Origin of the sequence: Bacillus carboniphilus, assembly GCF_039522365.1 — a bacterium.
Taxonomy (GTDB): Bacteria; Bacillota; Bacilli; order Bacillales; family JC228; genus Bacillus_BF; species Bacillus_BF carboniphilus.
In genome coordinates, this window is sequence record NZ_BAAADJ010000023.1 from 58287 (window position 1) to 84752 (window position 26466).

The 26466-nt window shown below is 37.8% G+C and carries 22 protein-coding genes and 1 other annotated feature; of the genes, 14 read left to right on the forward strand and 8 right to left on the reverse strand.

What is annotated here, in order from left to right; translation table 11 throughout:
- Positions 1-149 precede the first annotated feature (149 nt).
- Positions 150-1229: a bifunctional 3-deoxy-7-phosphoheptulonate synthase/chorismate mutase gene (locus ABDZ91_RS12475; RefSeq protein WP_343799444.1), complete on the forward strand. Its 1080-nt coding sequence runs from the start codon at positions 150-152 to the stop codon at positions 1227-1229.
- Positions 1230-1727: 498 nt separating this feature from the next.
- Entirely contained in the window at positions 1728-2726 is a 999-nt protein-coding gene (gene ccpA / locus ABDZ91_RS12480) for a catabolite control protein A (protein ID WP_343799446.1), read from the forward strand.
- Between the two features lie 37 nt (positions 2727-2763).
- Here the strand turns inward: ccpA and ABDZ91_RS12485 are convergent, their stop codons facing one another.
- Genes ABDZ91_RS12485 through ABDZ91_RS12495 form a run of 3 tightly spaced genes read right to left on the reverse strand, consistent with a single transcriptional unit; the run spans position 2764 to position 5235 of the window.
- On the reverse strand, positions 2764-3945 hold the full coding sequence (locus ABDZ91_RS12485) for an acetoin utilization protein AcuC (protein WP_343799448.1): 1182 nt from the start codon (positions 3943-3945) through the stop codon (positions 2764-2766).
- Positions 3938-4579, reverse strand: coding sequence for an acetoin utilization AcuB family protein (locus ABDZ91_RS12490; protein WP_343799450.1), 642 nt, complete (start codon positions 4577-4579; stop codon positions 3938-3940). The genes ABDZ91_RS12485 and ABDZ91_RS12490 overlap by 8 nt, the downstream gene beginning before the upstream one ends.
- A 23-nt stretch (positions 4580-4602) precedes the next feature.
- The gene (locus ABDZ91_RS12495) at positions 4603-5235 is read right to left on the reverse strand and encodes a GNAT family N-acetyltransferase (protein ID WP_343799452.1); all 633 of its coding nucleotides are present in this window, start codon (positions 5233-5235) and stop codon (positions 4603-4605) included.
- Between the two features lie 204 nt (positions 5236-5439).
- Here ABDZ91_RS12495 and acsA point away from each other — a divergent pair, with 204 nt between their 5' ends.
- Positions 5440-7158: an acetate--CoA ligase gene (gene acsA, locus ABDZ91_RS12500; RefSeq protein ID WP_343799454.1), complete on the forward strand. Its 1719-nt coding sequence runs from the start codon at positions 5440-5442 to the stop codon at positions 7156-7158.
- Between the two features lie 312 nt (positions 7159-7470).
- On the opposite strand, the gene ABDZ91_RS12505 is transcribed toward acsA, so the two are convergent.
- The gene (locus ABDZ91_RS12505) at positions 7471-10386 is read right to left on the reverse strand and encodes a transglycosylase domain-containing protein (RefSeq protein ID WP_343799456.1); all 2916 of its coding nucleotides are present in this window, start codon (positions 10384-10386) and stop codon (positions 7471-7473) included.
- 113 nt (positions 10387-10499) lie between these two features.
- Positions 10500-10708 (forward strand) — a binding site (T-box leader).
- Positions 10709-10753: 45 nt separating this feature from the next.
- On the opposite strand from ABDZ91_RS12505, the gene tyrS reads away from it, so the two are divergent.
- The 3 genes from tyrS (at position 10754) to ABDZ91_RS12520 (ending at position 13362) form a co-directional block, all read left to right on the forward strand.
- The gene (gene tyrS / locus ABDZ91_RS12510; protein ID WP_343799458.1) at positions 10754-12010 is read left to right on the forward strand and encodes a tyrosine--tRNA ligase; all 1257 of its coding nucleotides are present in this window, start codon (positions 10754-10756) and stop codon (positions 12008-12010) included.
- A 175-nt stretch (positions 12011-12185) separates the two neighbouring features.
- Positions 12186-12872, forward strand: a complete 687-nt coding sequence (locus tag ABDZ91_RS12515) for an RNA polymerase sigma factor (RefSeq protein WP_343799460.1) — start codon at positions 12186-12188, stop codon at positions 12870-12872.
- A 76-nt stretch (positions 12873-12948) separates the two neighbouring features.
- Entirely contained in the window at positions 12949-13362 is a 414-nt protein-coding gene (locus tag ABDZ91_RS12520) for a VOC family protein (RefSeq protein ID WP_343799462.1), read from the forward strand.
- A 66-nt stretch (positions 13363-13428) separates the two neighbouring features.
- On the opposite strand, the gene rpsD is transcribed toward ABDZ91_RS12520, so the two are convergent.
- On the reverse strand, positions 13429-14031 hold the full coding sequence (rpsD, locus tag ABDZ91_RS12525; RefSeq protein ID WP_343799463.1) for a 30S ribosomal protein S4: 603 nt from the start codon (positions 14029-14031) through the stop codon (positions 13429-13431).
- Between the two features lie 399 nt (positions 14032-14430).
- On the opposite strand from rpsD, the gene ABDZ91_RS12530 reads away from it, so the two are divergent.
- Entirely contained in the window at positions 14431-15846 is a 1416-nt protein-coding gene (locus ABDZ91_RS12530) for a sensor domain-containing diguanylate cyclase (RefSeq protein ID WP_343799465.1), read from the forward strand.
- A gap of 18 nt (positions 15847-15864) precedes the next feature.
- Here the strand turns inward: ABDZ91_RS12530 and ABDZ91_RS12535 are convergent, their stop codons facing one another.
- Positions 15865-16347 (reverse strand): GAF domain-containing protein, encoded by a 483-nt coding sequence (locus ABDZ91_RS12535; RefSeq protein ID WP_343799467.1) that lies wholly within the window; start codon positions 16345-16347, stop codon positions 15865-15867.
- A gap of 146 nt (positions 16348-16493) precedes the next feature.
- On the opposite strand from ABDZ91_RS12535, the gene refZ reads away from it, so the two are divergent.
- Positions 16494-17132: a forespore capture DNA-binding protein RefZ gene (refZ, locus tag ABDZ91_RS12540; RefSeq protein WP_343799469.1), complete on the forward strand. Its 639-nt coding sequence runs from the start codon at positions 16494-16496 to the stop codon at positions 17130-17132.
- On the opposite strand, the gene hisJ is transcribed toward refZ, so the two are convergent.
- Positions 17122-17937, reverse strand: a complete 816-nt coding sequence (gene hisJ, locus ABDZ91_RS12545) for a histidinol-phosphatase HisJ (RefSeq protein WP_343799471.1) — start codon at positions 17935-17937, stop codon at positions 17122-17124. The two genes, refZ and hisJ, sit on opposite strands and share 11 nt — an antisense overlap.
- Positions 17938-18110: 173 nt before the next feature.
- Between hisJ and ezrA the strand changes: the two genes are divergently transcribed.
- From ezrA to rarD, 6 genes are all read left to right on the forward strand, one after another.
- Positions 18111-19811 (forward strand): septation ring formation regulator EzrA, encoded by a 1701-nt coding sequence (gene ezrA / locus ABDZ91_RS12550; RefSeq protein ID WP_343799473.1) that lies wholly within the window; start codon positions 18111-18113, stop codon positions 19809-19811.
- A 92-nt stretch (positions 19812-19903) separates the two neighbouring features.
- Positions 19904-21052: a cysteine desulfurase family protein gene (locus ABDZ91_RS12555; RefSeq protein ID WP_343799475.1), complete on the forward strand. Its 1149-nt coding sequence runs from the start codon at positions 19904-19906 to the stop codon at positions 21050-21052.
- Complete coding sequence (gene thiI / locus ABDZ91_RS12560) at positions 21049-22254, forward strand: tRNA uracil 4-sulfurtransferase ThiI (RefSeq protein ID WP_343799477.1); 1206 nt, start codon at positions 21049-21051, stop codon at positions 22252-22254. Before ABDZ91_RS12555 ends, thiI begins: the two co-directional genes overlap by 4 nt.
- Positions 22255-22433: 179 nt before the next feature.
- Positions 22434-22637 carry an alpha/beta-type small acid-soluble spore protein gene (locus ABDZ91_RS12565; protein WP_343799479.1) on the forward strand — a complete coding sequence of 68 codons (204 nt, stop codon included), beginning with the start codon at positions 22434-22436 and terminating at the stop codon, positions 22635-22637.
- Between the two features lie 183 nt (positions 22638-22820).
- Positions 22821-24446 (forward strand): amidohydrolase, encoded by a 1626-nt coding sequence (locus ABDZ91_RS12570; RefSeq protein ID WP_343799481.1) that lies wholly within the window; start codon positions 22821-22823, stop codon positions 24444-24446.
- 75 nt (positions 24447-24521) lie between these two features.
- Positions 24522-25454, forward strand: coding sequence for an EamA family transporter RarD (gene rarD / locus ABDZ91_RS12575; protein ID WP_425541830.1), 933 nt, complete (start codon positions 24522-24524; stop codon positions 25452-25454).
- Positions 25455-25592: 138 nt separating this feature from the next.
- Here the strand turns inward: rarD and ABDZ91_RS12580 are convergent, their stop codons facing one another.
- Positions 25593-26396, reverse strand: a complete 804-nt coding sequence (locus tag ABDZ91_RS12580) for an NAD kinase (RefSeq protein WP_343799484.1) — start codon at positions 26394-26396, stop codon at positions 25593-25595.
- Positions 26397-26466: the final 70 nt, after the last annotated feature.

Below are 26466 nucleotides of genomic sequence, written 5' to 3' on the forward strand. Positions count from 1 at the left end.
CAAGCCCTATCATATAATGCTTTATTATACTTTAGTGCTTAAAAGCGTTTAATTATTAAAGATTTTTTTCGTGACATTTCGATTTCCATCCCTTATAATGAGCCTAACTTTAATAATTGATACTACTAGGGTAGGAGGAGACGTAAGAGATGAGCAATAGAGAGTTAGAAGAACTTAGAGACCAGGTAAGTGAAATAAATCTTCAATTACTTAAACTTATTAATCAGCGTGGGAGAATTGCCCAAGAAATTGGAAAGGTCAAAGAAACACAGGGTGTAAATCGATACGATCCTGTACGTGAAAGAGCCATGCTAGATGAATTATTACAGCATCATGATGGCCCTTTTGAACCATTAACGATTCAACATATCTTTAAAGAAATTTTTAAAGCAAATCTTGAACTTCAAGAAGATGATCATCGGAAGGCTTTACTAGTATCAAGAAAGAAAAAGCCTGAGGATACAATCGTCCAAATTAAAGGAGAACAAATCGGGAATGGAACACCTGCCTTTATTTTTGGCCCTTGCGCTGTAGAGTCGTATGAACAAGTCGCAGAAGTGGCAAGAACCGTAAAAGCAAAAGGCTTGAAGCTATTGCGTGGTGGGGCTTTTAAACCTAGAACATCTCCCTACGATTTTCAAGGGTTGGGCTTTGATGGTCTGAAAATTTTAAAAAGAGTGGCAGATGAATTTGATTTAGCTGTTATTAGTGAAATCGTAAACCCAAATGATGTTGAAAAGGCATTAGACTACATCGATGTGATTCAAATTGGTGCACGTAATATGCAAAACTTTGAATTATTAAAGGCAGCTGGTCAAGTTGATAAGCCCGTTCTACTCAAGCGAGGTTTATCCGCTACTTTAGATGAATTCGTAAATGCAGCTGAATACATTATGGCACAAGGAAATGGTAATATTATTCTTTGTGAAAGAGGGATTCGTACGTATGAGAAAGCTACTCGAAATACATTAGATATCTCAGCAGTACCAATTCTAAAACAAGAAACTCATCTACCTGTTTTTGTAGATGTCACACACTCAACTGGTAGAAGAGATTTATTGTTACCGACAGCTAAAGCAGCCTTAGCAATTGGTGCTGACGGTGTGATGGCTGAGGTTCACCCAGATCCAGCAGTGGCACTATCTGATTCCGCACAACAAATGGATTTCAATCAATTTGACGCATTTATGGAAGAGATTGAAAAAACTCTACATTTGCAAAAAGTTTAAGTATTGAAAGGGGTCTCAGTTGAGGCTCCTTTTTTTAGGAAAGTTTTAGTTAATGCTATCTAGTAAAGATTGCTGATATTTGCACTCATAGTTTAACTGCAGTTGATTGGAGTGGAAGGTGCTTGACTCATTTCCACTGCCCTGAAGAAATACATGGAAGCAGTGGAAAGTGGGAAGAAGGGACAAGGGAGACCCCGCAGGAGCGATAGCGACGAGGAGGCTCCCGGACCGCCCGCGGAAAGCAAGCACCTGCAACGGAAATCAACGAACTCAATTTAAACTTACCAACTAGTGTCCAAATGCAACAAAGTATGTGATATTAGCGAAGTGAAATCAGCGAAATATAAAGAGTTGAATAATAAATAGTTACGTTTTGTTGAAATATCATATGAATCGTTGCGGCTTGTAAATTCCTGTCGTATGATATAGAGAAGATAAATGGATGAATAATCATTGAATAACAAAAAATAGAAGCAACGGTGCAAGGAGTTGAGTGAAATGAATGTAACGATTTATGACGTAGCTAGAGAAGCGAATGTTTCAATGGCTACCGTTTCTAGGGTAGTAAATGGTAATCCAAATGTAAAACCAACGACCCGAAAAAAAGTATTAGAAGTAATTGAGCGGCTTGGCTATAGACCAAATGCAGTTGCACGTGGTCTAGCTAGTAAAAAAACAACAACTGTGGGTGTAATTATCCCGGATATCTCCAGTATCTTCTTTGCAGAGCTTGCAAGAGGAATTGAAGATATTGCGACAATGTATAAGTATAATATCCTCTTAAGTAACTCGGATCAAAATCCCGATAAAGAAGTACATCTTCTTCAAACCATGTTAGGGAAACAGGTTGATGGGATCGTTTTTATGAGTGGACATGTTACTGAGGAACACGTGAGAGAGTTTGAATTATCTTCTGTTCCAATTGTTTTGGCAGGTTCTATTGAGGAGCAAGGCAAAATCCCATCCGTTAATATCGATTATGAGTTAGCTACATATGATGCCGTGAACAGTTTTATTGAGAGTGGACATAAAAAGATTGCATTCTTAGTAGGTCCATTAAGAGAACCTATTAACGCAGAGAAAAAACTAGTAGGATATAAAAATGCTTTAAAAGATGCTGGGATTGATTACAATGAGGACTATGTGATTGAGGGAGACTACGCATACGATTCTGGATTAGAGGCTATTGAAAGGCTAATGGATTCATCCAATCCTCCAACTGCCATTTTTGTAGGTGCTGATGAAATGGCTTTAGGTGTCATCCATGGAGCAAGAGATAAAGGAATCAAAGTTCCAGAAGAACTCGAGGTTATTAGTTCGGATAATACTCGTTTATCCCAAATGGTTCGGCCACAGTTGACCACAGTGGTGCAGCCCCTATACGATATTGGGGCAGTAGCAATGCGGTTATTAACGAAGCTAATGAACAATGAGCAAGTAGATGAGCAAACGGTTATTTTGCCACATAGAATTGAAAAACGTCAATCAACTAAGTAATAGTTAGCCGTAGATCCATGCATCTACGGCTATATTTTTAAACAGATTCTCTTTCCTCATAATTAGATCGAATGGGATAGAGTGCTTTTTCCAATGTTCGCTTATTTTTTTCAGTGATTTCTGCTTTTCTTGGAATGGGTGTATACGAACCTGGTGGATCCATCCATGTACTAGGCAATGTAACAGGAGATTTGTCCTGCCATTTCTCAACCCAGCTCTTGGGAAGCCGATCAGAATGGATTTTGTCCAATTGATCTGTCATGGTCAACCAGATTAACGACCACGCTCTTGGTACGACTCGCCATATGTCATATCCACCGCCACCTACTGCAATCCATCTACCATTACAATACTGTTCGGCTACTTTCTTGGCGAGCTGAGGAATACGTTTGTAAATATTCATGGTTCCACATAAATGGGTAAGGGGATCGTGGAAGTGGGCATCTACTCCATTTTGAGTAATGATAATATCTGGCTTAAAAAACTCGGCCACTTCTGTAAGTGATTTTTCATACATATCGAGCCATGATTCGTCTTCTGTAAAAGCATCAACTGGGATATTAAATGAAGTCCCATAGCCTTTACCTTGGCCACGCTCATGAACTTCTCCAGTACCAGGGAATAAATATCTCCCTGTTTCATGTATAGACAAGGTGCAAACATTTGGCTCATCGTAAAAAGACCATTGTACTCCGTCTCCATGATGAGCATCTGTATCCACGTATAATACGCGAGCATTATATTTCTTTAAGAGATAGGCAATCGCAACTGAGCTATCGTTATACACACAAAAACCAGATGCCTTCCCTCTAAAACCGTGGTGTAAACCACCACCTAAGTGGATGGCGTGTTTATAGTCCCCACTCATGACAGCATCTACTGCCGAAAGAGCTCCACCGACAATAAAAGCACTTGCATCATGCATATTTGGAAACATGGGAGTATCATCGGTTCCAAGCCCAAACTCTTCAGCTCTGGATGCTTCTAATTGACCGATACTTGCCAGTTTAACGGCTTCTATATAGGAAGGTGTATGGATATAAGCAATCTCCTCATCCGTTGCTTTACGAGGTTTTCGGATATCTGCAGTATCAAGAGCTTGAATTTCTTTTAATAGATCTATGGTTAACGTTAATCGAAATTGATTAAAGGGGTGGTTATTCCCAAATGCGTATTGTAGTAAATCGTCTGAAAAAATAAAAAGAGAATCTTTACTCATTTTGCAGCTCCCAGGTGTACGGTAATAGAACATCAAACCCTCTATCTTTAAGAGTTTGTACAATTGCTGTAGGGTTCATGGTTTGTACTCGAAAGACTAATATCTTATAAGATTCGTTCTGTTGATAAGGATTTACTAATACGCTTTGAATATTAACGTTATGCTCACTAATGATCGCTGTAACTTTAGCTAACATTCCTGATCGATGAGGGACTTTCACCTCAATTTTTGAACCTGGTTGAAGTGCACCGGTTAATTGCAAAAAGGTATACAGTATATCTGTTTCTGTTACAATTCCAACCAGTTTCTCATCTGAAACGATAGGAATACAACTAATTCTATTCTCGTAGAAAAGACTAGCTACTTCCTCCACAAAATCTAATGGGTGAGCTGTAATTACATCCTCTGTCATCATTTCTTGAATAGATGTATGACGTGTACGACTGTTTATAGAATCAATTGAAAGAGCACCTCTAATATCCCGGTCACTAATGATTCCAACTACATGCCTATTGGAATCAATAATAGGGATATGTCTGATGGTCTTTGCGTTCATCAACTCGATAGCATCATGTATCAAATCTTCCGGAGAAAGTGTCCAAACCTCTCGACGCATTACTTCTTCAACAATCATTTTATTCACCCCATAAGTAGAATTTAATACATAAAACGATTCTTAAATCTGAGTTGATCAAATCTTTGAATGGAGTCAACATCCACTCTTTTTCCGATACGTGCCATAAGACAGTTCGCTGGATGAGAACTAATCTCGGGATCGTCAGTTGCATACCACTCTAACCCACCAGCATTCATCATTTTTTCCATGACTTTTCGATATTCCCAAACATTTAATCCTGTTCCTTTTAAATCCCAGTGCCAGTAATACTCAGTCGTTATAATAATATAATCTTCCATGGCATCATCCATCATGGATACTTTGAGGAGGTTTTTACCAACAGAGGCACCACGAAACTCAGGAATGACTTCAATGGCTCCTAATTCAATTAAATTTTCCATATTTCCTTCTGACCACCGTTCAAGTGGGTCCGGGTACAAGTAAGTTACGTATCCAACAATGACATGTTCTTTTCTTGCTATAATAATTCGACCTTCAGGAAGTGCAGCGATTTCAATGAGTGCTTTATGTTGCTGATTCGAGGGTCTAAACGATGTTAAATCCTCATGAAACTCATAGGATGCTAGTTTATCTGCAGAAATGGGCCCTTCAATTAGAAGAGTTCCATTCCGTGTTTTAAGTTCCATTGCATTAAACGTCTTTTGATGATTCATTCCTTCACCACCTAGTTGGCTAGCCTATTAGTTTATATCGTTACTTTTATGATAACGAAAAAAATAAAGCGTTTACAAAGTATTTTATCATTGTTTTACTAAAAATAATAAGCCCCATAGAAAAAGAATTTAAAAAATTGAGAACAATCATACTTTATATTATAATAATAATAGATTCGGAATGAATGAAGGAGGAGAAATGATTTGAAAGTGGAAGCGCTGCCAGTCATTAAGGGGAATAACAATCTAGATAACTATGAAACTACAGTAGAGAAATTTGATTGGAAAGAAGCTGAAAAAGCCTTTACTTGGCATGAAACGGGAAAAGTGAATTTAGCTTATGAAGCGATTGACCGACATGCTGAATCCTTCAGAAAAAATAAAGTGGCTCTTTATTATAAAGACCCGAAACGAAATGAAAAATATACATTTAAAGAAATGAAAGATTTGTCCAATCAAGCGGCAAATGCATTGAAAGCTTATGGGGATGTAACAAAAGGTGATCGAGTTTTCATTTTCATGCCACGTTCTCCTGAATTATATTTCTCGGTATTAGGTGCTATTAAGCTTGGGGCTATTGTGGGTCCATTATTTGAAGCATTTATGGAAGGTGCCGTTAGAGACCGTCTAGAAGATAGTGGAGCGAAAGTTCTAGTCACTACACCTGAGCTACTGGAAAGAGTCCCCGTTGAAGAATTACCTGAATTAAAAACTATCTTCCTAGTTGGAACAGATGTGAAGGAAGATGACAAATATGTAGATTTCCTTGATAAGTTAGGGAAAGCAAGCAAGGATTTAACAATTGAATGGGTAGATCGAAATGATGGTCTAATCCTACACTATACATCTGGATCAACAGGAAAGCCTAAAGGGGTTTTACATGTCCATAATGCAATGATCCAGCACTATCAAACAGCTAAGTGGGTTCTGGACCTCCAAGAAGAGGATGTTTATTGGTGTACAGCAGACCCAGGTTGGGTAACAGGAACTTCCTATGGTATCTTTGGCCCGTGGCTTACAGGAACATCAAATGTTATCGTAGGTGGACGATTCAGTCCAGAAGCGTGGTATGAAACCATTCAAAATTTTGGTGTAACCGTGTGGTACAGTGCACCAACAGCGTTTAGAATGTTAATGGGTGCTGGTAACGATGTTGTTCAACAATTTGACCTAAGTTCTTTACGTCATATTTTAAGTGTAGGGGAACCACTTAACCCTGAAGTTGTTCGCTGGGGTATGAAGGTATTCCAATTGCGTATTCATGATACGTGGTGGATGACAGAAACGGGTGCTCAACTAATTTGTAACTATCCTTGCATGGAAATTCGTCCAGGCTCAATGGGTAAACCGATCCCCGGTGTAAAAGCAGCTATTGTGGATGATCAAGGGAATGAACTACCACCATTCCGAATGGGTAACCTAGCAATTGAAAAAGGTTGGCCATCCATGATGAGTACGATCTGGAACAATCCAGCGAAATATGAATCTTATTTCTTAGCGGATAAATGGTATGTATCGGGTGATTCTGCTTACATGGATGAGGATGGCTACTTCTGGTTCCAAGGCCGTGTGGATGATGTCATTATGACATCTGGAGAAAGAGTAGGTCCATTTGAAGTGGAAAGTAAGCTAGTGGAACATCCTGCCATTGCTGAAGCTGGTGTCATTGGGAAGCCAGACCCAGTTAGAGGGGAAATCATTAAAGCATTCGTAGCCCTTCGTGAAGGGTATGAGCCAACAGATGAACTAAAGGAAGAAATTCGTCTTCATGTGAAGAAGGGGCTAGCTGCACATGCTGCACCTCGTGAAATTGAGTTTAAAGATAAGCTTCCAAAGACTAGAAGTGGTAAGATTATGCGTCGTGTCTTGAAAGCGTGGGAGCTTGATTTACCTACTGGTGATTTATCTACAATGGAAGATTAAATGGAAGGGCTGTCTCATTTTTTGAGGCGGCTTTTTTTGGTTGAATAGTTTAGTGTCCTGCGTTCTGAGGGTAGTGGTATTGAGTTCTGAAAAAGAGGTATTGAGTTCTGAAAAAGAGATGCTGAGTTCTGAAAAGAGGTGCTGAGTTCTGAAAAAGAGGTGTTGAATTCTGAAAAGAATGAGCTAACTTCTGAAAAGGAAAATAGGAGTTCCGAAAAGAGAAAATCAACTTCTGGTAAAACAGATTTTTCCATCTGAACAGCAAGAAAAAAGTCCACTTCTGGTTCATTACACCATAAGTGGACTTTTTTACTATGGATTCAATATTTCATCAATTGGATCTCGTTCATCATCTGGAGGTGTATCTTCGTCACCATCTCCAGATCCTTCGCCGGAATTACCACCGTTGTTATCCGGTGGATCAGTCGGTTCATTGTCACCGTCTGCCGGTTCCGTTTCAGGGTCTTCTGGTTGGACATTTCCAACTTGAAGAATGTTAGATGGAGATGATTCCTGACCAGCTATATCAACAGCAGTAACATAGAATTCACCATTTCCAACGTCATACGATAGCTCATCACCAGCTAGTACATGCCCCACTACACTGTCGGTTTCGCCATCTATGCGCTGATAAATTCTGTATCCAATAATATCTTCTTCAGTATTAGCACCCCAGCTTATTTTTTGATCTTTTGCTGTAGTTTTTACAGCAGCTGGAACTTTACCATTCTCTTCTAATACATCATCAGGAACTAAAATATCTGACCAGTTTTCTTTATCTGGAATCAATTGTTTTGGATCCTGCAATTCCTCTCCACCCATCTTTTCAATAAATTCAGGGTTTAAAAGGAGCCCTTCCTGAGTAAACTCTTCAGGTGTTGTCTCGAGAGCTAGATACTTTTTGTCACCTATTGTAACGTATCTACCTTCAATTAAACTATTGTCTGTTTCTGTTGGAACGAACTTAGCGTTAAATAGGTCTGTTTGTACAAGCCCTGATTCCATACAGATTTCTGAAGGGAGAAGTCCTGAGACTGCACAATATGATCTCTTTACTATTCCACCTGGCATTTGGAAGTTTTCTTGTGGTGCCACCAATTCTGGTTTAATTTCGTAGGTGGCGTTCATTAAATCTGCCCACAGATAGTTATTTCTGACACCAGGAGAAAGTCCCTTATAGTTTGCCTCTAATGTCTTCGGAGTATCGTACCCAATCCAGACTCCAAACGTTACATTTGGATTTGTAGCGACGAACCAAGAATCATGTGTCTCATTCGTTGTTCCCGTTTTTCCTGCCCAATCAGCTTTGAAGTTTAAACGACCCGGAACTGATGCTGCTGTACCTTGCGTAATTACATCTCTCATCATGTCAATGGTTAAGTAGGCAGTTTGAGGGCTAAACACATCTACTGGTTGACTTTCGTGTTTATAAATGGTCTTTCCATCTTTATTCACTATTTTCTCAATCATATAGGCATCAATAAAAGTACCATTGTTAGCAAAAGTGGAATAGGCGTTTACATTTTCCTCAACCGTTACCCCATATGTCATGGCCCCAAGTGCCATAGATGGATTATGATAATCTCCCTCTGAAAGGGTTGTAACCCCCATTTTGTTTAAAAATTCAGCAGGACGTTGCGGTAAAATATCTAAATATGCTTTGACGGCAGGTATATTAAAGGACTTTGTTAATGCAACTCTAGCTGTTGTTAGCCCATTATAACCTTTGCTATAGTTCTTCGGCTCCCACTCTTTTCCGCTTCCATCGTTAAGAAGTAGCTTAACATCCGGAATGATAGACGCCGGTTGAAGTGTTCCAAGTTCAAATGCTGGTGCATATACCAATAAGGGTTTCATCGTTGATCCATTTTGACGCGGAGCATTGGTAGCGTGATTTGTTTGTTCACGGCTATGGTCGCGCCCACCAACAAAACTAATGATCTTACCGGTTTTATTTTCTATTAACATGGCCCCAGTTTCTACTTGTTCCATAACAACAGTTTCTTCACTTGTATTCGGGTCAATATGTTTTTCAGGCTTATCATTCCCGTAGTACTCATAAGCTTTTACAACTTCTTGCATCTTGTCGTAAATATCTTTTTCAATCGTTGTGTGAATCGTGTAGCCATTTTGTCTTAAATTCCTGTAAGCCAAGCTATAATACTTATTATATAATTCGTCATCTAAAGCGAGGTCTTCTTTTGTATACCCATCTTCAGTAGCCAGCATTTCCATAATAATTTCTGTAGCACGTAACTCTACTTCAACCGTTAGCCAAGGATAGTTTTCCATTGGACTAGGTTTAGGCTCAATAAAGTCTTGGGTAATATCATAATTGATTGCTTTATCAAACTCTTCTTGTGTAATCTTTTCTTCCTCAAGCATTCTTGTTAAGACAATTTTCATTCGGTTTAATCCAGGCTCTAGTCCCTCAGGAGATTTTAAAGTCCCATCATTCTGAAAAGGTGTATAGGCAGATGGACTTTGAGGTAACCCAGCAATAAAAGCAGCTTGAGGTAATGTTAACTTATCAGCATCCACGCCAAAAATCCCTTGTGCAGCTGTTTGAACTCCAGCTATATTTCTACCAGATGAATTTCTACCAAAAGGAGAAACATTTAAATAAGCTTCTAAAATTTGATCTTTATCAAAGAATTTCTCTAAACGTAGAGCAAGAAGAATCTCTTTAGCTTTACGGTCAAAGGAAACTTCATTCGTTAGAATCTGGTTTTTTATCAATTGTTGAGTAAGGGTACTTCCCCCTGATTGCATAGAAGAGTTTGCAAATTCCTGGTAGAGGGCTCTTAAAATCGCCTTGGGAACGACCCCTTGGTGAATTTCAAAATACTCATCCTCTGTAGCAATAATAGCGTCTTTGAGATACTGCGAAACATTGTCAATTGACACTTCATCTCGGTCAATATCTGAGCGCAATTTACCTAGATAAACGTTGTTTGCGAAGTATACTTCTGATGTTTCCTCGTAATTGTAAATGTCTTTCCGCATACTCTCATAGGAACGGAGTGGTTCATCCTTTACAAGTGACGCAAAATAACCTGCGCCTACCCCACCCGCAAAAGCGGAGACTAAAACAATTACAATTAGAAAAATTAAAATGATATTCCAAGTTACACCGTATGTAATTCGGGCACCTTTTTTCGATTTATCACTAGCTAATATGTGGTAAATAGAAAGAAGACGTTCTTTCCATGCGTTTTTATCCTTCATGTTATTCCCCCCAAAATCATTCCCATTATAGCATATTTTGTACCGTAAAGGGTGACAATTAAAAGAGGATTGACAAGGAAGTTTAAACTATGCTAATAATGTTCTAAAGAAATATCGATGCGAAGAAGGATTTACAGTAATTCTTTTATCACTGTTGAAGAGAGCTGATGGTTGGTGCAAATCAGTACACATAAAAGGATGAATTACGAATCTGGAGCACTAAACATCACATTTTGTGATTGGCGTTTGTCGCGTTAAGACTTTTTAAGCGGAAAGCAATTGCTTTCAAGTTGGGTGGTACCGCGGATAATCCGTCCCTACATATTTGTAGGGCGGTTTTTTATTTTGTAAAAAGGAGTGCAACAAAATGAACAGCCTATTAGAAGATTTACAATTTAGAGGGCTCATCAATCAAATGACAGACGAAGAAGGACTAGAAAAAGTCCTAAATGAGGAGTCTATTCGTCTATATTGTGGTTTTGATCCTACTGCAGATAGCTTACACATCGGTCACCTATTACCGGTTTTAATTTTAAGACGTTTCCAACAAGCTGGCCATCGTCCCATTGCCTTAGTCGGTGGAGCTACAGGTCTAATTGGAGACCCTAGTGGAAAAAAAGCAGAAAGAACGCTAAACTCCACTGAAATCGTTCAAGAATGGAGCAATAAAATTAAGGGACAATTATCTCGTTTCCTTGATTTTGACACAGCAGAAAACCCTGCAATTGTAGCCAACAATTTTGATTGGATTGGCCAAATGGATTTAATCACATTCTTACGTGATATTGGGAAGAACTTTGGATTAAATTACATGCTTGCTAAAGATACAGTTGCGTCTCGTATTGAAACAGGGATTTCTTTCACAGAGTTTAGCTACATGATTCTTCAATCGTTAGACTTTTTAAAGTTGTACGAAAATGAAGGATGTAGACTTCAAGTTGGTGGTAGTGACCAATGGGGAAACATTACAGCTGGACTTGAGCTAATTCGAAAATCACATGAAAATGCCAAAGCATTTGGGTTAACAGTTCCTCTAGTAACAAAAGCAGATGGGACAAAATTTGGTAAAACAGAAGGTGGAGCGGTTTGGTTAGACCCAGAAAAAACAACTCCATACGAGTTCTATCAATTCTGGATTAATACAGATGACCGTGATGTTGTGAAATACTTGAAATACTTCACATTCCTATCAAAAGAGGAAATCGAAGCACTTGAAAAAGAGATGGAAGAAGCACCGCATTTACGCGCTGCCCAAAAGTCATTAGCTGAGCAAATGACAAAGCTGGTTCATGGTGAAGAAGCATTTATCCAAGCAGTTAAAATCACAGAAGCTCTCTTCAGTGGAGATATAAAAGGCCTTTCAGCTTCTGAAATTGAACAAGGCTTTAAGGATGTCCCTTCATTTGAAGGAGGAGAAGAAAACAACCTGATTGAACTATTGGTTGCTGCTAAAATCTCTCCATCAAAGCGTCAGGCTCGAGAAGATGTGCAAAATGGAGCAGTCTACATCAACGGTGAGCGTGTGACCGACACTGGATATGAACTAGCACCAGAAGATAGAATTGAAGGCAAGTTTACCATCATTAGAAGAGGGAAAAAGAAATACTTCTTAATCCGCTTTTAGGGACAGGAACCTTGTCCCAGAGGAACGTACGTGACAGGAGACTGTTACTGCGTTCCTTTTTTATTGCTTCGTAAAGTGAGCACTCACAACATGTTGAATAATAACAAAAAGAGGATTTTACATATTTTGGTCAAATATGTACTAAGGAAAAAATATAAGTGAGGACTATTTTTTTATGGAAGAAGACCAAGTGATATTCGATACCTATTACAGTAAACTCTTAAAATACTGTGTTCAAATAACCGGCTCTTATAATGATGCAGAAGACCTGGCACAAGAATCAATATTAAAAGTAATAAAAGCCATCAAACATGAACCAACAAGACTAATAACCAATTCCTTTTTATATACCGTTGCAAAGAACCTTTGGTTGGATATGAATCGTAAAAAACGAGTTTCTACCTCACCTATATCAGATTCAGAAACTGAAGGCTCTTATGAAGAGGCCTCATTCAAAACTCGTGAGCTACTAGAAATTTTAGCAGGGCGCCTACCCATAAATTACATGGTGGTTCTTCTGTTGATAGATGTCTTCCAATTCACTGCTAAAGAAACAGCTAGTGTAATGAAATCAACAGAGGGAGCCATTCGAATAACGCTGAATCGAGCAAGAAAGAAACTACATGCATTCGGTAAGGTGGATGATTACTTAGCTCCCCCAAAGTATAAACAAGAAAATCAAGAATCCCTTCTTAACGTATTTGTGGAGGCTTTTGTGAAGAAGGATCCACAGATGATTTATGATTCATACATTCAATTAACGCAGATAGGTATTAGGATATCAACTTTGAAATTGAGGGATGGAAAGTATTATTTCACAGTCCGAGACAGGGATGGAAATATTTTAATGCTATCTTCATAAAAAATTTAAATGGGGTGTATCGATTTATAAAAAATTACCGTTTCTTATATTGAAAACGTAAAAAGGAGAGGAAAAGATGAGTGAATCCGTTACGAAGGGGATCAATACTGTTTATTTACCAGTCTCAGATCCACATAAATCGGCCTTATGGTATGAAAAAAATCTTGGATTAAGGATTCTAAGACCAGTTGGAGAGGGAGCAACACAAGCTCAGATAGGGTTTCCGAACGGTCAAGCGCTGTTCTTAATCAAGACAAAAAGTAAGGGGAACGCAAACTTTATAGAATTTGACGGACATGAGCAATGCCCCGTGACCTTTGAAGTATCAAATATTGAACATTTATATTCCACTCTTTCGGAGCAAGGAGCCGAAATGGAGGAGCTTGAAGACAACGAAGATTGCGGGAAAAATTTCTATCTGTATGATCCTGATGGGAACAAACTAGACATTTGGAGTGGATGGCCAATCAAGATTACGATCAACAACTAAAACGGGACAAGGTTCCTGTCCCCTTGTCCCACAAAAAAAACCTGCCAATTTGGCAGGTTTTTATTATTAACGAGAGTAGAATTCAACGATTAGAGCTTCGTTGATTTCAGCTGGTAATTCAGAACGTTCTGGTAAACGAGTGAAAGTACCTTCTAGTTTATCAGCATCGAAAGTTAAGAAGTCAGGAACAAAGTTGTTCACTTCAATAGCTTCTTTAACGATATCTAGGTTACGAGACTTTTCACGTACACCAATTGTTTGTCCTACTTGTACACGGTATGAAGGAATGTCAACGCGGCTTCCATCAACAGTGATGTGACCGTGATTTACAAGTTGGCGAGCTTGACGACGAGTGCGTGCAAGGCCAAGACGGTAAACTAGGTTGTCAAGGCGAGCTTCAAGAAGAACCATGAAGTTTTCACCGTGCTTACCTGATAATTTACCAGCTCTGTCAAATAGGTTACGGAATTGACGCTCAGTCACTCCGTACATATGACGTAGCTTTTGCTTTTCTTGTAATTGAAGACCATATTCAGAGATCTTCTTACGTTGGTTTGGACCGTGTTGTCCAGGTGCATATGGGCGTCTTTCTAATTCTTTACCAGTACCGCTTAGTGAAATTCCAAGACGGCGTGATAGTTTCCAGCTTGGACCAGTATATCTTGCCATAGGGAAACTCCTCCTTATATTTAATATGGAGTAAAATAAGGACAGATGTGATTTGACTTTACGGACATTTTATCTTCTACGTATCTTCGCCCTAGCAGCAGAGGGTTACGAGATACGACTTATAAACATAAGCGATAAAATGAAGCGTAAGAGTGTTCACATAGGCTGCAATATTTTACACAAACTCCATTATATGATGTACATATTGTAAAGTCAACAAGGGAAATGTATGGTAAAATTTAAGTAGAAGATAGGAATAAAATTGGGTTTGAAGGATATTGGGAGATTTTTGCCATGAATATAGTAAATTGTGCTTAAAAAGCTCCGTTTCTAAACGATATAAAGTATACACTAGTTTTCTTAAAAGTGCAGTTACTTTCAATGTGATAGGTGAGATTAATGAATACACAAGGACAGGATATTTATATACATCATTACTATAAAGCCTTGTTTCAATTTACAAAAACGCTACACCACTGTACAAATGAAGAGGATGTTTATTTGGCTCTTTTAAATACGGTTAATACTTTTTCTCTAGATGCCATCCATATTGAGGTTTGGACATCGGAAGAAAGTGCAACTAGTCACCCACTAATTAAAGAGTTTAACTTTCAGCATGCACCAGACTCCATTTCGGAAGTGTTTTCTTCTGGGGAGTTAACTAGCAATGTGAAGAATGAGCTTATTGAGATGGACGTACCAATTATAGGTGAGCAAGGAATATATGGCGTTCTACAAGTACAAGGAATTACTCTGGACAAACAAGAAGAGATGAAAGAGTTATTTCAAATACTTGGTGAAGAAGCAGGAAAAGCGATTGAAAAAATAAAGCTATATATTCAATCTAAACGCAGAATAAAAGATTTACAGATGTTAAATGATTTTACTTTAAAGCTTAATACAAGTTTACGTTTTACAGAGAGTCTTACCCTATTAAAAAATCATTTTCAATCTGTATTTCATATGCAGGAAGTAGGCTTCTTCTTTAAAAATAAAGACCACCAAATTGAAACTTCTAAGGAAAGCACTTCTTTTTTTGGAACTAAAAGGTCAAAGATATATACAGACTATGCACACCAACATTTTAAATATAAAACCAATTCAGTGTTTATGGGAAAAGCAAGTGTGAAAATAGATGTGGAAGAAGAAATGCCATACCAAACCGTTCTTATGTTTCCCTTTCTGGATGATGGTGAAATTATTGGGTATACGCTATTGCTCCATCAAGAATCATATGCATTTGATTGGGATGTATTTAAAAACATGGAATCGATTATTTTCCACTCTTCACTAGCTATCACAAATGCGATCCTTAAAGAGGAGTTGGAGCGGCTAGCCATGACGGATCCCCTCACTCATCTTTATTCTAGAAGATATCTAAATAAGAAGATTGAAAAATCAATGAGAGATGATAGTGAAGGTACCTTTATTATTCTAGATATTGATAATTTCAAAGAAATCAACGATCTTTATGGACACCAAGTGGGAGATAATGTATTGGTGCAGTTAGGCCAACATGTTCTACAAAACATTAGAAAACATGATGTTGGTGCCCGCTGGGGTGGAGAGGAATTGGCTGTTTATTTGCCTAAGACCCCTCTTCAAGCTGGAATTATGGTAGCAGACCGTCTTGTTAAAACTGTATCAGAAGTGACCAACCCCTCTATAACCGTTTCGTGCGGGGTTTCTTATTGGAAGAATAATGACAAAAGTTCTTCATATAGGAGCTTATTTGAATGGGCAGATCGAGCTCTCTACAAAGCTAAAAGCCTTGGGAAAAATAAAATAATTGTTTATAATCATAAAGAAAGCTGACCAGTAAGGTCAGCTTTTTTATATATATTTAGTTAATACTGCCACAAACTCTTCTAACATTTTTTCATCTACTTCATCAAAACGCTCAAGTTCAGGGCTATCAATATCCAGTACGCCTAACAGTTCTCCATCTTTTATAATTGGAACAACGATTTCTGATCTGGAGGCTGCATCACAAGCGATATGGCCAGGAAATGCATGTACGTCGGCAACACGAATTGTCTTTCTAGTTTGTGCAGATGTACCACAAACGCCTTTTCCTAATGGAATTCTGACACATGCAGGCAAGCCTTGAAATGGGCCGAGAACAAGTTCATTTTCACTATCAAGACAATAAAAACCAACCCAATTGATGCGATCTAAAAATTGATTCAATAATGCACTTGCATTACTCAAGTTAGCCACTCGGTTTGGTTCATCCTCCAATAGGGCAGCGAGCTGCTTAATGACTAAAGAGTAGTTTTCTTCTTTTGATTTATTATAATTTTCGACTTGAAACAACAAAAATCACCTCAATATTCATATGAATTCATTATATTGTATCAGAAAATCAGGATAGATAAGAGAAAGTGTCGACTTTTTTTCAAAGGAAATTTAAAGGGTTTCCAGAACAAGTAAGCTAGAGAATAAAAAAGGGAGTGTTTAGATTGACTGAGCCTAAGAAGAAGAAAAATGAGATTTTCAATTCTGCCTTATACATGTTTCATACAAAAGGATATACTGGCACTTCCCTACGTGATATTGCATCAAAAGCAAATGTAAATGTTGCTCATATAGCTTATTATTTTGAAAACAAACAAGGCCTACTAGAACATTCATTTTCCGTTTTCTTTGAAGAGTATCTTGCCGAAATGGAGAAAGCCATTAGTGAGCTAGAACGAAATGATCCTAGAGGTGTAATGAGAGATCTAGTGGACCGGTTAATGAAATTTCAATGTCAAAACATAACTCTTACTAGATTTGTATGGAGAGAACTTTCAATTGATTCTCAAGTCGTACGTGAAATTATTTCTACATATTTAATGAAGGAAAGATATTTTTTCAAATCCCTTCTTGAAGCAGGATTCAGGGAGAAGGCTTATGAAAAACGTCCTGTAAGCTATACCATCATTCAACTTAAGGGAATGCTGATGATGCCCTTTTTACATGCGCAGAGCTTAAGCGAAGTATGGCAAGTTTATCCACATGAACCATATTTTTTAAACAAGTATAGTAAAGAAATTATGAGTTGGTTAGAGCACTACCTATTTGTCGCTGAGGAGACTCAGTTAAGAGCTATTCAGTAAGGGTCTCTAATATTTGGGTTAGGGTTTCATATCCTAGCCCTATTTCTTTTGCTTGATGGGCATCAGATCCAAATACTAACTCAATTCCTAAATGTTTAGCTTTTTGAATGGTTTCAAGATCCGGGTACATTTCTCGGCAGAGAGGTTTTCTTAATCCTGCTGAATTCCAGTCTAAAGCGTAACCTTTGTCAGCTATATTTTCCAAAATTGTATCCTTTATTGAGGAGAAACCCTTCGTAGGTTTGAACCTTTTTTGAAATTTAGTTACCAGTGTCATATGTCCAATTCTTTTTGGTTTAAAGTAACCTAAATCCGTCTCAACAGACTTTAAAACTTGCTGAAAGTATAGGTCATATACCTGATTAACGCCACCTAAAATGTTTGAAGCCTCTTTGAATGAATCAGGGCTATAATCTAAACAAATCCACTTTCCCTCACAATTTAAAAAATGTACAGATAATATACTATCATCTAAGTAAGGACCCACGTGGTCTAATAGGGCTTGTGTCTCTTTCTCATACCCTTCTATGTAATCCACTTCTAATCCACATTTTATGTCAATGTCATTTTTATACTGTTTTTGTATCGCCTGAATATCCAAGATATAGCGTTCTAAATCATTGGTCCGCATTCCACTGTCTTTTTCTGGTGTGGGATCAATGAAGTTTGATGGTAATGGGGCATGCTCGGTGAAGGAGATGGATGATAACCCTTGTTCTATAGCCTTCTCTACATATTCATCAAATGTGTCTTTCGTGCCGTGTGGACAGTATTTTGTGTGAACATGAGCGTCTCTTTTTTTCATGTAAATTGCTCCTCTTATTGTCAAAATTCGACTTTGTTGTAAAAAACTTTGAAAAACCATGTAAAATATGCACAAAAATAGTCGTATACATGGTATCATAATAACATTAGATTTTTACACGGAATAAAAAAGAAATCGGATATATTTTTGCCATTTGGAACAGGGGGCTCACGATGCAGTACGTAATTGGCATCATCGTCTTCATTATTGTCATAATGTTGTTTGGATACATAGCGAAAAAGAAGATATTTAAAGAACTAGACAAGTTAGAATCATGGAAGATGGATTTAATGAATAAACCAGTACCTGCTGAACTCTCAAAGGTGAAGCAATTAAACATGACTGGTCAAACCGAAGAGATGTTTGAAAAATGGAGAAAATCATGGGATGAAATTGTAACCTTTTATTTACCAGAAATTGAAGAGTTCTTATTTGATGCAGAAGACTATACGGATAAATATAGGTTCAAGGCAGTTAAATCCACTCAACTAGAAATTCAAAAGAAGCTTCAGTTTGTAGAAGAACAGATTGAAAAAATAATTAAAGGTTTACATGACCTATTAGGCAGTGAAGAAAAAAATAAACAAGATGTTGCTGAAGCGAAAGAAAAATACCGTGAGCTGAAGAGAACCTTAATTACAAATCGTCATGCATACGGAAAAGCAGAGGTTCGATTAGAGGTATTGTTAGATGAAATTCTCATGGAGTTTGAAAACTTCGAAAATGCAACCACTAATGGAAATGTTTTAGAGGCAAGAGAAATTGTATTGAATATGAAAGAACAGCTTGTAAAATTTGAAGAAAAACTTGAACACATACCTAGATTACTATCTTTTTGTTCACAGGAACTCCCGGCTAAAACAAAGGAAATTTCAAACGGACATGGAGAGATGGTTGAACAAGGATATGAACTCTCTCATCTTCAGATTGAAAAAGAAGTGAACCGACTAAACAAGCAAGCGGAAACGTATATTGAGTATTTACATAAAGCTGAGATTGATGAAGTGCTAGAAGGTGAGACGGAATTAAGGGAAAGTGTTGAGCTTCTCTATGATGTCCTTGAAAAGGAAGTACATGCTAGACAATATGTGGCTAGTCACAAAAATGAAACGGAAGAACGGCTCAATCTGTTAATTACGGAAGGAAAGAGAATCGAAAAAGAAACCAACTTTGTGAAACAGTCTTATCATATCCATGAGTCAGAACTTGAAGCATTTAAGCAAATGGATAAAAAATTGGTTACGTTAGAGACAAAGTTGAAAAATCTTGTTGAGAAAGTAGCTGAACATAAGCTAGCTTATTCAATCCTCAAAGATGAGTTGACAAAGATTTCAGAGGAACTAGATATAATTAGACAGGAGCAAAGTGCTTTTGCTGAAAAGCTTCACATGTTGCGTAAGGATGAATTAGAAGCAAGAGAGCAGCTACAAGAACTAAGACAAAAGAGTACAGAGGTTAGAAGGCTTGTATCTAAAAGTAATCTTCCAGGACTACCTGAAGAGTATAAATTCTTATTAGAAGATGCCCACCATTCTTTGGAAGAAGTGTATCAAAGCCTAGGGGAAAAACCTCTGAATATTGCAGTCGTTCAATCCGCACTAGAAAACGCCGAGGCATTTATGTCAAAGCTTCATGAGCAAACAATTGAAATGATTGAAAATGTACAATTTGCTGAATTTGTAATCCAATATGGAAACCGTTATAAGCGTGCAAATTCACACACTAAACAACAATTAGAGAAAGCTGAGTCTGCTTTTAGGAATTACCAATACTCCACTGCTCTTGAGGAAGCTGTAGCCGCAATTGAAGAAGTGGAACCAGGAGCTATTAAAAAGCTTGAAGCTTGGCTAAATGAAGATCAACAAAAAAATTGACCCATGTGGTCAATTTTTTTTGTTTCCCTACCTATTTTTGAGGGATTATGATAATATGTACTGTTGAATTATAGATGTAAGGGGAGAGGGAAATGATTTACTTTGATAATAGTGCAACCACAAAACCTTTTGATGAAGTAGTACAATCCTTTACAACGGTAGCTACCCAATACTTTGGAAATCCATCTTCCCTTCATGGACTAGGTGCGGAAGCGGAAAAACTAATGACGAAAGCAAGAGAGCAAATTGCCCAGTTATTACACGTACAGCCTAAGGAAATCATATTTACCTCGGGCGGAACGGAAAGCAATAACCTTGCTTTAAAAGGTACGGCTTTGGCACTTAAATCCCGTGGAAAGCACATTATTACATCCAGTGTTGAGCATGCATCCGTTAAGCAGGCGTGTTTACAACTTGAAGAACTTGGATTTGAAATTACGTATTTACCTGTTGATTGTACTGGAAAAGTTAACATAGAAGAATTACAAAAGGCGATTAGACCTGAAACCATTCTAGTATCGCTTATTCACGTTCAAAACGAAGTTGGAACTATCCAACCAATTCAAGCGGTTGGGGAAATACTAAAGGACTATCCAAAAATTCATTTCCATGTAGACCATATACAAGGAATAGGGAAAGTTCCCCTATCATTAAACAAAAGTCATGTTGACCTTTGTTCTTTTTCGGCGCATAAATTTAATGGACTAAAGGGAACTGGATTTTTATATGTAAAAGAAGGAACCATTCTTTGGCCGTTGTTATCTGGTGGTAGCCAAGAAGGAACCTTACGGAGTGGTACTGAAAATGTATCAGGTTTTGTTTCAATGGCTAAAGCCTTAAGAATGACGCTTGAAAAAAAGGAAATGGTCCTTCCAAAGATAGAAGAGATGAAACAATTCCTTCAGAAAGAACTTCAAAAGTTTGAACATGTAGTCATCAATACTCCTGAAGATTCTGCACCGCATATTTTAAATATAGCTTTTGAAGGGATTAAAGGCGAAGTTCTTGTTCATGCACTAGAGGAACATGGTGTTTACGTATCTACTACAAGTGCTTGTTCTTCGAAAAAGAAAGCACATAGTGATACATTAGAAGCAATGGGAGTTCCGGAACAAATAGCAAAAGGAGCACTGAGAATCTCTCTATCATGGCATAATACAATGGAAGAATGTCGCGTATTTTTAAAAGCATTAGAATCATGTGTAAACATGTTAAACAAAACAATGAGGAGATCAACATGAACTACGATAGAATCTTAATCCGTTATGGTGAACTTTCTACTAAGGGTAGAAATAGAAATACATTTATTAGCCTACTAAAAAACAATTTGCGATGGGCTTTAAAAGATTTATCGAAAGTAAAAATTGAGTCCAATCGAGACCGAGCGTATGTGCTACTGAATGGCGAAGATGTTCAGACAGTAATGAAACGTTTAAAGGGTATTTTCGGGATTCAATCATATAGCCCGGTTATTAAAGTAGAAAAGACACCTGAGGCCATTCAAGAAGGAGTTTATGAACTACTTCGTACACAATCTAGCCCGAACGAAACCTTTAAAATTACAACCAAAAGGGCAGATAAAACGTTCCCATTAGATACAAATGGTGTAAATCAATTATTAGGGGGACACATACTAAAAAGTGAGCTTGGCTTAAAAGTAAATGTTCATAACCCTGACTTCAATGTCCTAGTTGAGATTCGAAAGGAAGCTGTGTATATTTCAGTTGAAATTATCCAAGGTGCTGGCGGTCTCCCAGTAGGTTCGAGTGGAAGAGCTATGCTAATGCTTTCAGGTGGTATTGATAGTCCAGTGGCTGCCTATTTAGCGATGAAACGTGGAGTAGAAGTAGAGGCCGTTCACTTTTATAGTCCACCTTACACCAGTGAAAGAGCTAAACAAAAAGTATTAGATTTAGTAAAAGTTTTAAGCTCTGTGTCTGGTAAGATCAAGCTTCACATCGTTCCTTTTACAAAGATACAAGAAAAAATCCAAGAACAGGTTCCAAGTAATTATTCCATGACCTCAACTAGAAGATTTATGTTAAAAATTACAGATCGAATTCGAGAGAAGAATAATGGTCTTGCGATTATTACCGGGGAAAGCTTAGGACAAGTAGCTAGTCAAACATTAGAAAGCATGTATGCTATAAACGATGTAACCTCGACACCTGTTCTTAGGCCACTGCTGGCTATGGATAAAACAGAAATTATGGGGATAGCGGATGATATTGGTACAATAGATATTTCAAATAGACCTTACGAAGATTGTTGTACCATTTTCACTCCGAGTATGCCTAAAACAAAACCTAAGAAAGAAAAGGTTGAAAAATATGAGAGCTTCGTCGATTTTACAGAAGTAATGGATGAAGCTGTAAACAATATCGAAACGATTACCATTACACCAGAAGAAAAGAAAGAAGAGAAGGAAGCCGACCTATTTTAAGATTCAGGCTGGTTTGGGCTTCTTAATTAGGACATCCCCAAAATAGGGATTTCCAATTGCCATATTTGGTTTAAACAACACCCAAATAAGTTGTAATTCTGAGAACAATTACCAAGATTGAATTCTGAATGAATCTCCTTGTTTTGTAGCAATATATACTCACAAGGAGGTGAACAAACATGGCAAACAACAATAGCTCAAACCAACTTCTTGTTCCTGGTGTACAACAAGCTCTTGATCAAATGAAGTATGAAATTGCTCAAGAATTTGGAGTTCAACTTGGTGCTGATGCAACTTCACGCGCTAACGGTTCTGTTGGTGGTGAAATCACTAAGCGTCTAGTATCTATGGCTGAAAGCCAACTAGGCGGAGGATCATTCTAAGAAATTAACCTAAAAGAATAAAATGGCTACGAGAACGGGCATCATGCCCGTTCTTTTATTTTTGTTGTAGGAAAGAAATCGAATCTTTGCAAAATTCCTCTTAACCTGTAAAATAAGGAAAAGCGGCAGCTTCTGGCTGCACGCTTTTTTGATGAACGATAATATACGTTAGGAGAATGTACGATGGGAACACTTTGGTTTGGTGGCTCCATATATACAATGGTTTCAGAAGGTGAAACGGTTGAAGCCGTCTATACAAGTAACGGGAAAGTGATTGAAACGGGAAGGTTATCTGACCTCCGAAGTCGATATATTACAGAAATCACACATGAATATGATCTTTGTGGAGGGATGATGATCCCAGGGCTAGTAGATAGTCATATGCATCTAATTGGACATGGGGAGTCTCTTTTACGATTGGACTTAACAACGACTCGTTCCAGGGAGGAATTACTAGAAGCCATTCAACAGCGTGCAGAATCCTCTTTAGAAGGACAATGGATAATTGGTGAAGGCTGGGATGAAAATAATTGGTTAAAAGCTGATATCCCTACTTCTGCTGAACTAAGTGCGGTTTCACCAAATAATCCTGTCATGCTAAAAAGAACTTGTCGACATGCTATTTTAGTTAATGAAGAAGCTTTACGTCTAGCAGGTATTGATAATAACACTCCTTCTCCACAAGGTGGTGTAATTGAGAAGGATATGAATGGTACCGTCACAGGGTATTTAAAGGACCAAGCCCAAGAAATAGTATATGGGATTCTTCCAAAAGTAGATGACCTGTACCTAGAAAATGCACTTCAAACTGGAATAAAAAGCGCATGGAAACTGGGGCTCACCGGAGCACATACAGAGGATTTGAGTTACTATGGGGACTTTAAAACGACATATGCTACCTTTGAAAAAGTTATTAACCAATATAACATGCCATTTAGAGCACATTTGTTAGTTCACCATACTGTCATAGATGAGTGGAAGGAAGCAGGGCATGACAAGCCTAAAGATAACCCCTTCATTCAATTTGGTGCCATGAAAATATTTGCTGATGGGGCTTTGGGAGGAAGAACCGCATTATTAAGTCATCCATATGCTGATGACCCTTCTACAAATGGGGTAGCGATTCATTCCAAAGATGAGCTTCATGCATTAGTGCAAAAAGCTAGATCATTCAATCTTCCTATTGCTGTTCATACCATCGGGGATTTAGCTTTTGAGCAAGTTTTGGAAGCAATTGAAAAATATCCGACTCCAGATGGTACGAGAGATCGATTCATCCATGCACAAATTTTACGTAAGGAACTTGTGGAAAGATGTAAAGATTTATCCGTTATCTTTGATATACAACCAAGATTTGTTGCATCTGACTTCCCGTGGGTATTAGAGAGGGTAGGAACTGAGCATTATGACTATCTCTATGCTTGGAAGACATTATTAAGAGATGGGATTGCATTAGCAGGAGGATCCGATGCTCCGATTGAGCCTCTAAGTCCATTATTAGGAATTCATGCAGCTGTAACCAGAACAAAACCAGGAGATCCTACTCATCAAGTTTTTATTCCCGAGGAATGTTTATCTATGTATGAGGCGGTATCTCTATTTACTAAAGGGTCTGCTTACGCAGAAAACAGTGAAAGTACGTTCGGTATGATTGAAAAGGGAATGAGAGCTGATTTTACTGTGCTTCATAAAGACTTGTTTAAAGCTTCACATGATGAAATATTAGATACGAAAGTAGTTATGACAGTAATTGATGAAAAGCCAGTTTTCCTTAATGAAGAAACTCCTATAATTTGTAATTCTTTGTAAAATCTTTTTGATACACAAATGTGGTCACCTGTACTATAATTATTTCGACTATAGAAATAATAAGGGGGGACCATGATGAATCAAGAAGTAGATAGAATCGGTATGATTTACACCGCTCTATCCTATATCTTTTGGGGATTTCTCCCGATTTATTGGAAATGGCTAGACCATGTGGGGGCTTATGAAATTTTGGCTCATCGAATCATCTGGTCCTTTGTTTTTATGCTTGGGCTGCTGTCTCTGACTAAGGGCTTTCATAAGATAAAAGCAACAATGACTTATCTTGTAGAAAAAAAGAGTAGACTAATCGCACTTATTTCAGCATCATTTTTAATTACAATTAATTGGTTGTTGTATATATACGCGGTTAACACAGAACATATTGTTCAAACTAGCTTGGGTTATTATATTAACCCTCTTGTTAGTGTTTTGCTAGGGATTGTTTTCTTAAAAGAGACACTTTCAAAGTTAGAAATTGTGTCTTTAATGCTAGCGATGATTGGCGTATTAGTAATGACTATTTCCTACGGTCATATCCCATGGCTCTCACTAGGTTTAGCTTTTAGCTTTGGGATCTATGGTTTGTTAAAAAAAGTGGTAAAAGTTGAATCCTCTGTTGGACTTACTTTAGAAACACTAATCACATTGCCGATTGCATTAGTTTTTGTCTTTTGGCTATCTGGACAAGAAATGTCATCGTTTATGCAGGTTAACCCTCAAACCACTATTTTATTTATTGGTTCCGGGGTTGTGACAGCTGTTCCTTTACTATGTTTCGCAATGGGAACACAGAGAATTCCGCTATACTTGGTTGGATTCCTTCAGTATATCGCACCTAGTTTAATGCTTATTTTAGGAGTATTCCTGTATGGTGAGCCTTTCACGTCGATTGAACAGGTGGCATTTACTTTTATATGGGGTGCACTAGCTCTATTGACGTTTTCTAAGATGAAAAAGCCAAAGTTTAAAAACAAATTTAAAGCGAAGAAACAAGAAGTGCAGGTATAAGTGACAGCCCTTTTGTCACACGGAAACCTACATTTTTTTAAAAAATGGAACCCCTGTCCGGCTAGTTGAATGAGCAGACAGGGGTCCAGTATTTTCTAAAAAAGGCTTGTTTTCAAGGTTATATGGACAGTGACTCCGCTATAAAAACGACCGCTTTACTTTCTCCCAAAAAGAGTTATCTTTTAACTTCACTGTTTTTATCTTTTTCCCACTAAGCTCTATATCAACCTTCTCGACGTGTTGAATACTTAATGCCTCATTATCCATCCCCATTGTTGGATAGTCATTTCCATCCTGGACAACTCGTAGTGTTAGCTTTCTATTCTCACTTAAGATAAAAGAAGAACCGAGTGTTCGATACCGATTATTGTTTAGTGAGGCAAGTTCACTCACTTGCATACAAGGAAGCATCGGATCAACAACTGCACCGTTCAAAGACTTATTGTAGGCTGTACTTCCAGTTGGAGTAGCCACCACCATCCCGTCCCCACGGAATGTTTCAAAATGAAGTTCATCGATATAGACATCCAGAGCAAATGTTTTAATAATAGCAGATCGAATACTAAATTCATTCAAACAATAGAATTTTGTTTCATCATCTACGGTTGCTTGAATAGTAGGGTATCTACGAACTTCAATTTGTTCATTTGATATAGCTTCTATCATTTTTCCTTCATCATCTGCATGGAAATCACAATACATACTTAAAGTTCCAGTTGTGGAGATACCTGCATATAAACAGTCTTCACGAAAACCTGTTTTGCGAACAGCCTGTAAAAAAGAAGCGTCACCACCAACACTGACAATAATGTTGGCCAGTGTATAGTCTGGTACAACATGAAATCCATATTTACTAGCCAATTCATTTAAAGACTGAACAACTCTTACAGATGTGTCGTCTGGATGGTGATGAAAATACATGTTTCGTCTGTCATTAGTCATCAGCTTCCCTCCTCCTGAGTAGTATAGCTCATTTCCCCTTTTTTTAACATTTTGTTAATATATTGGTATT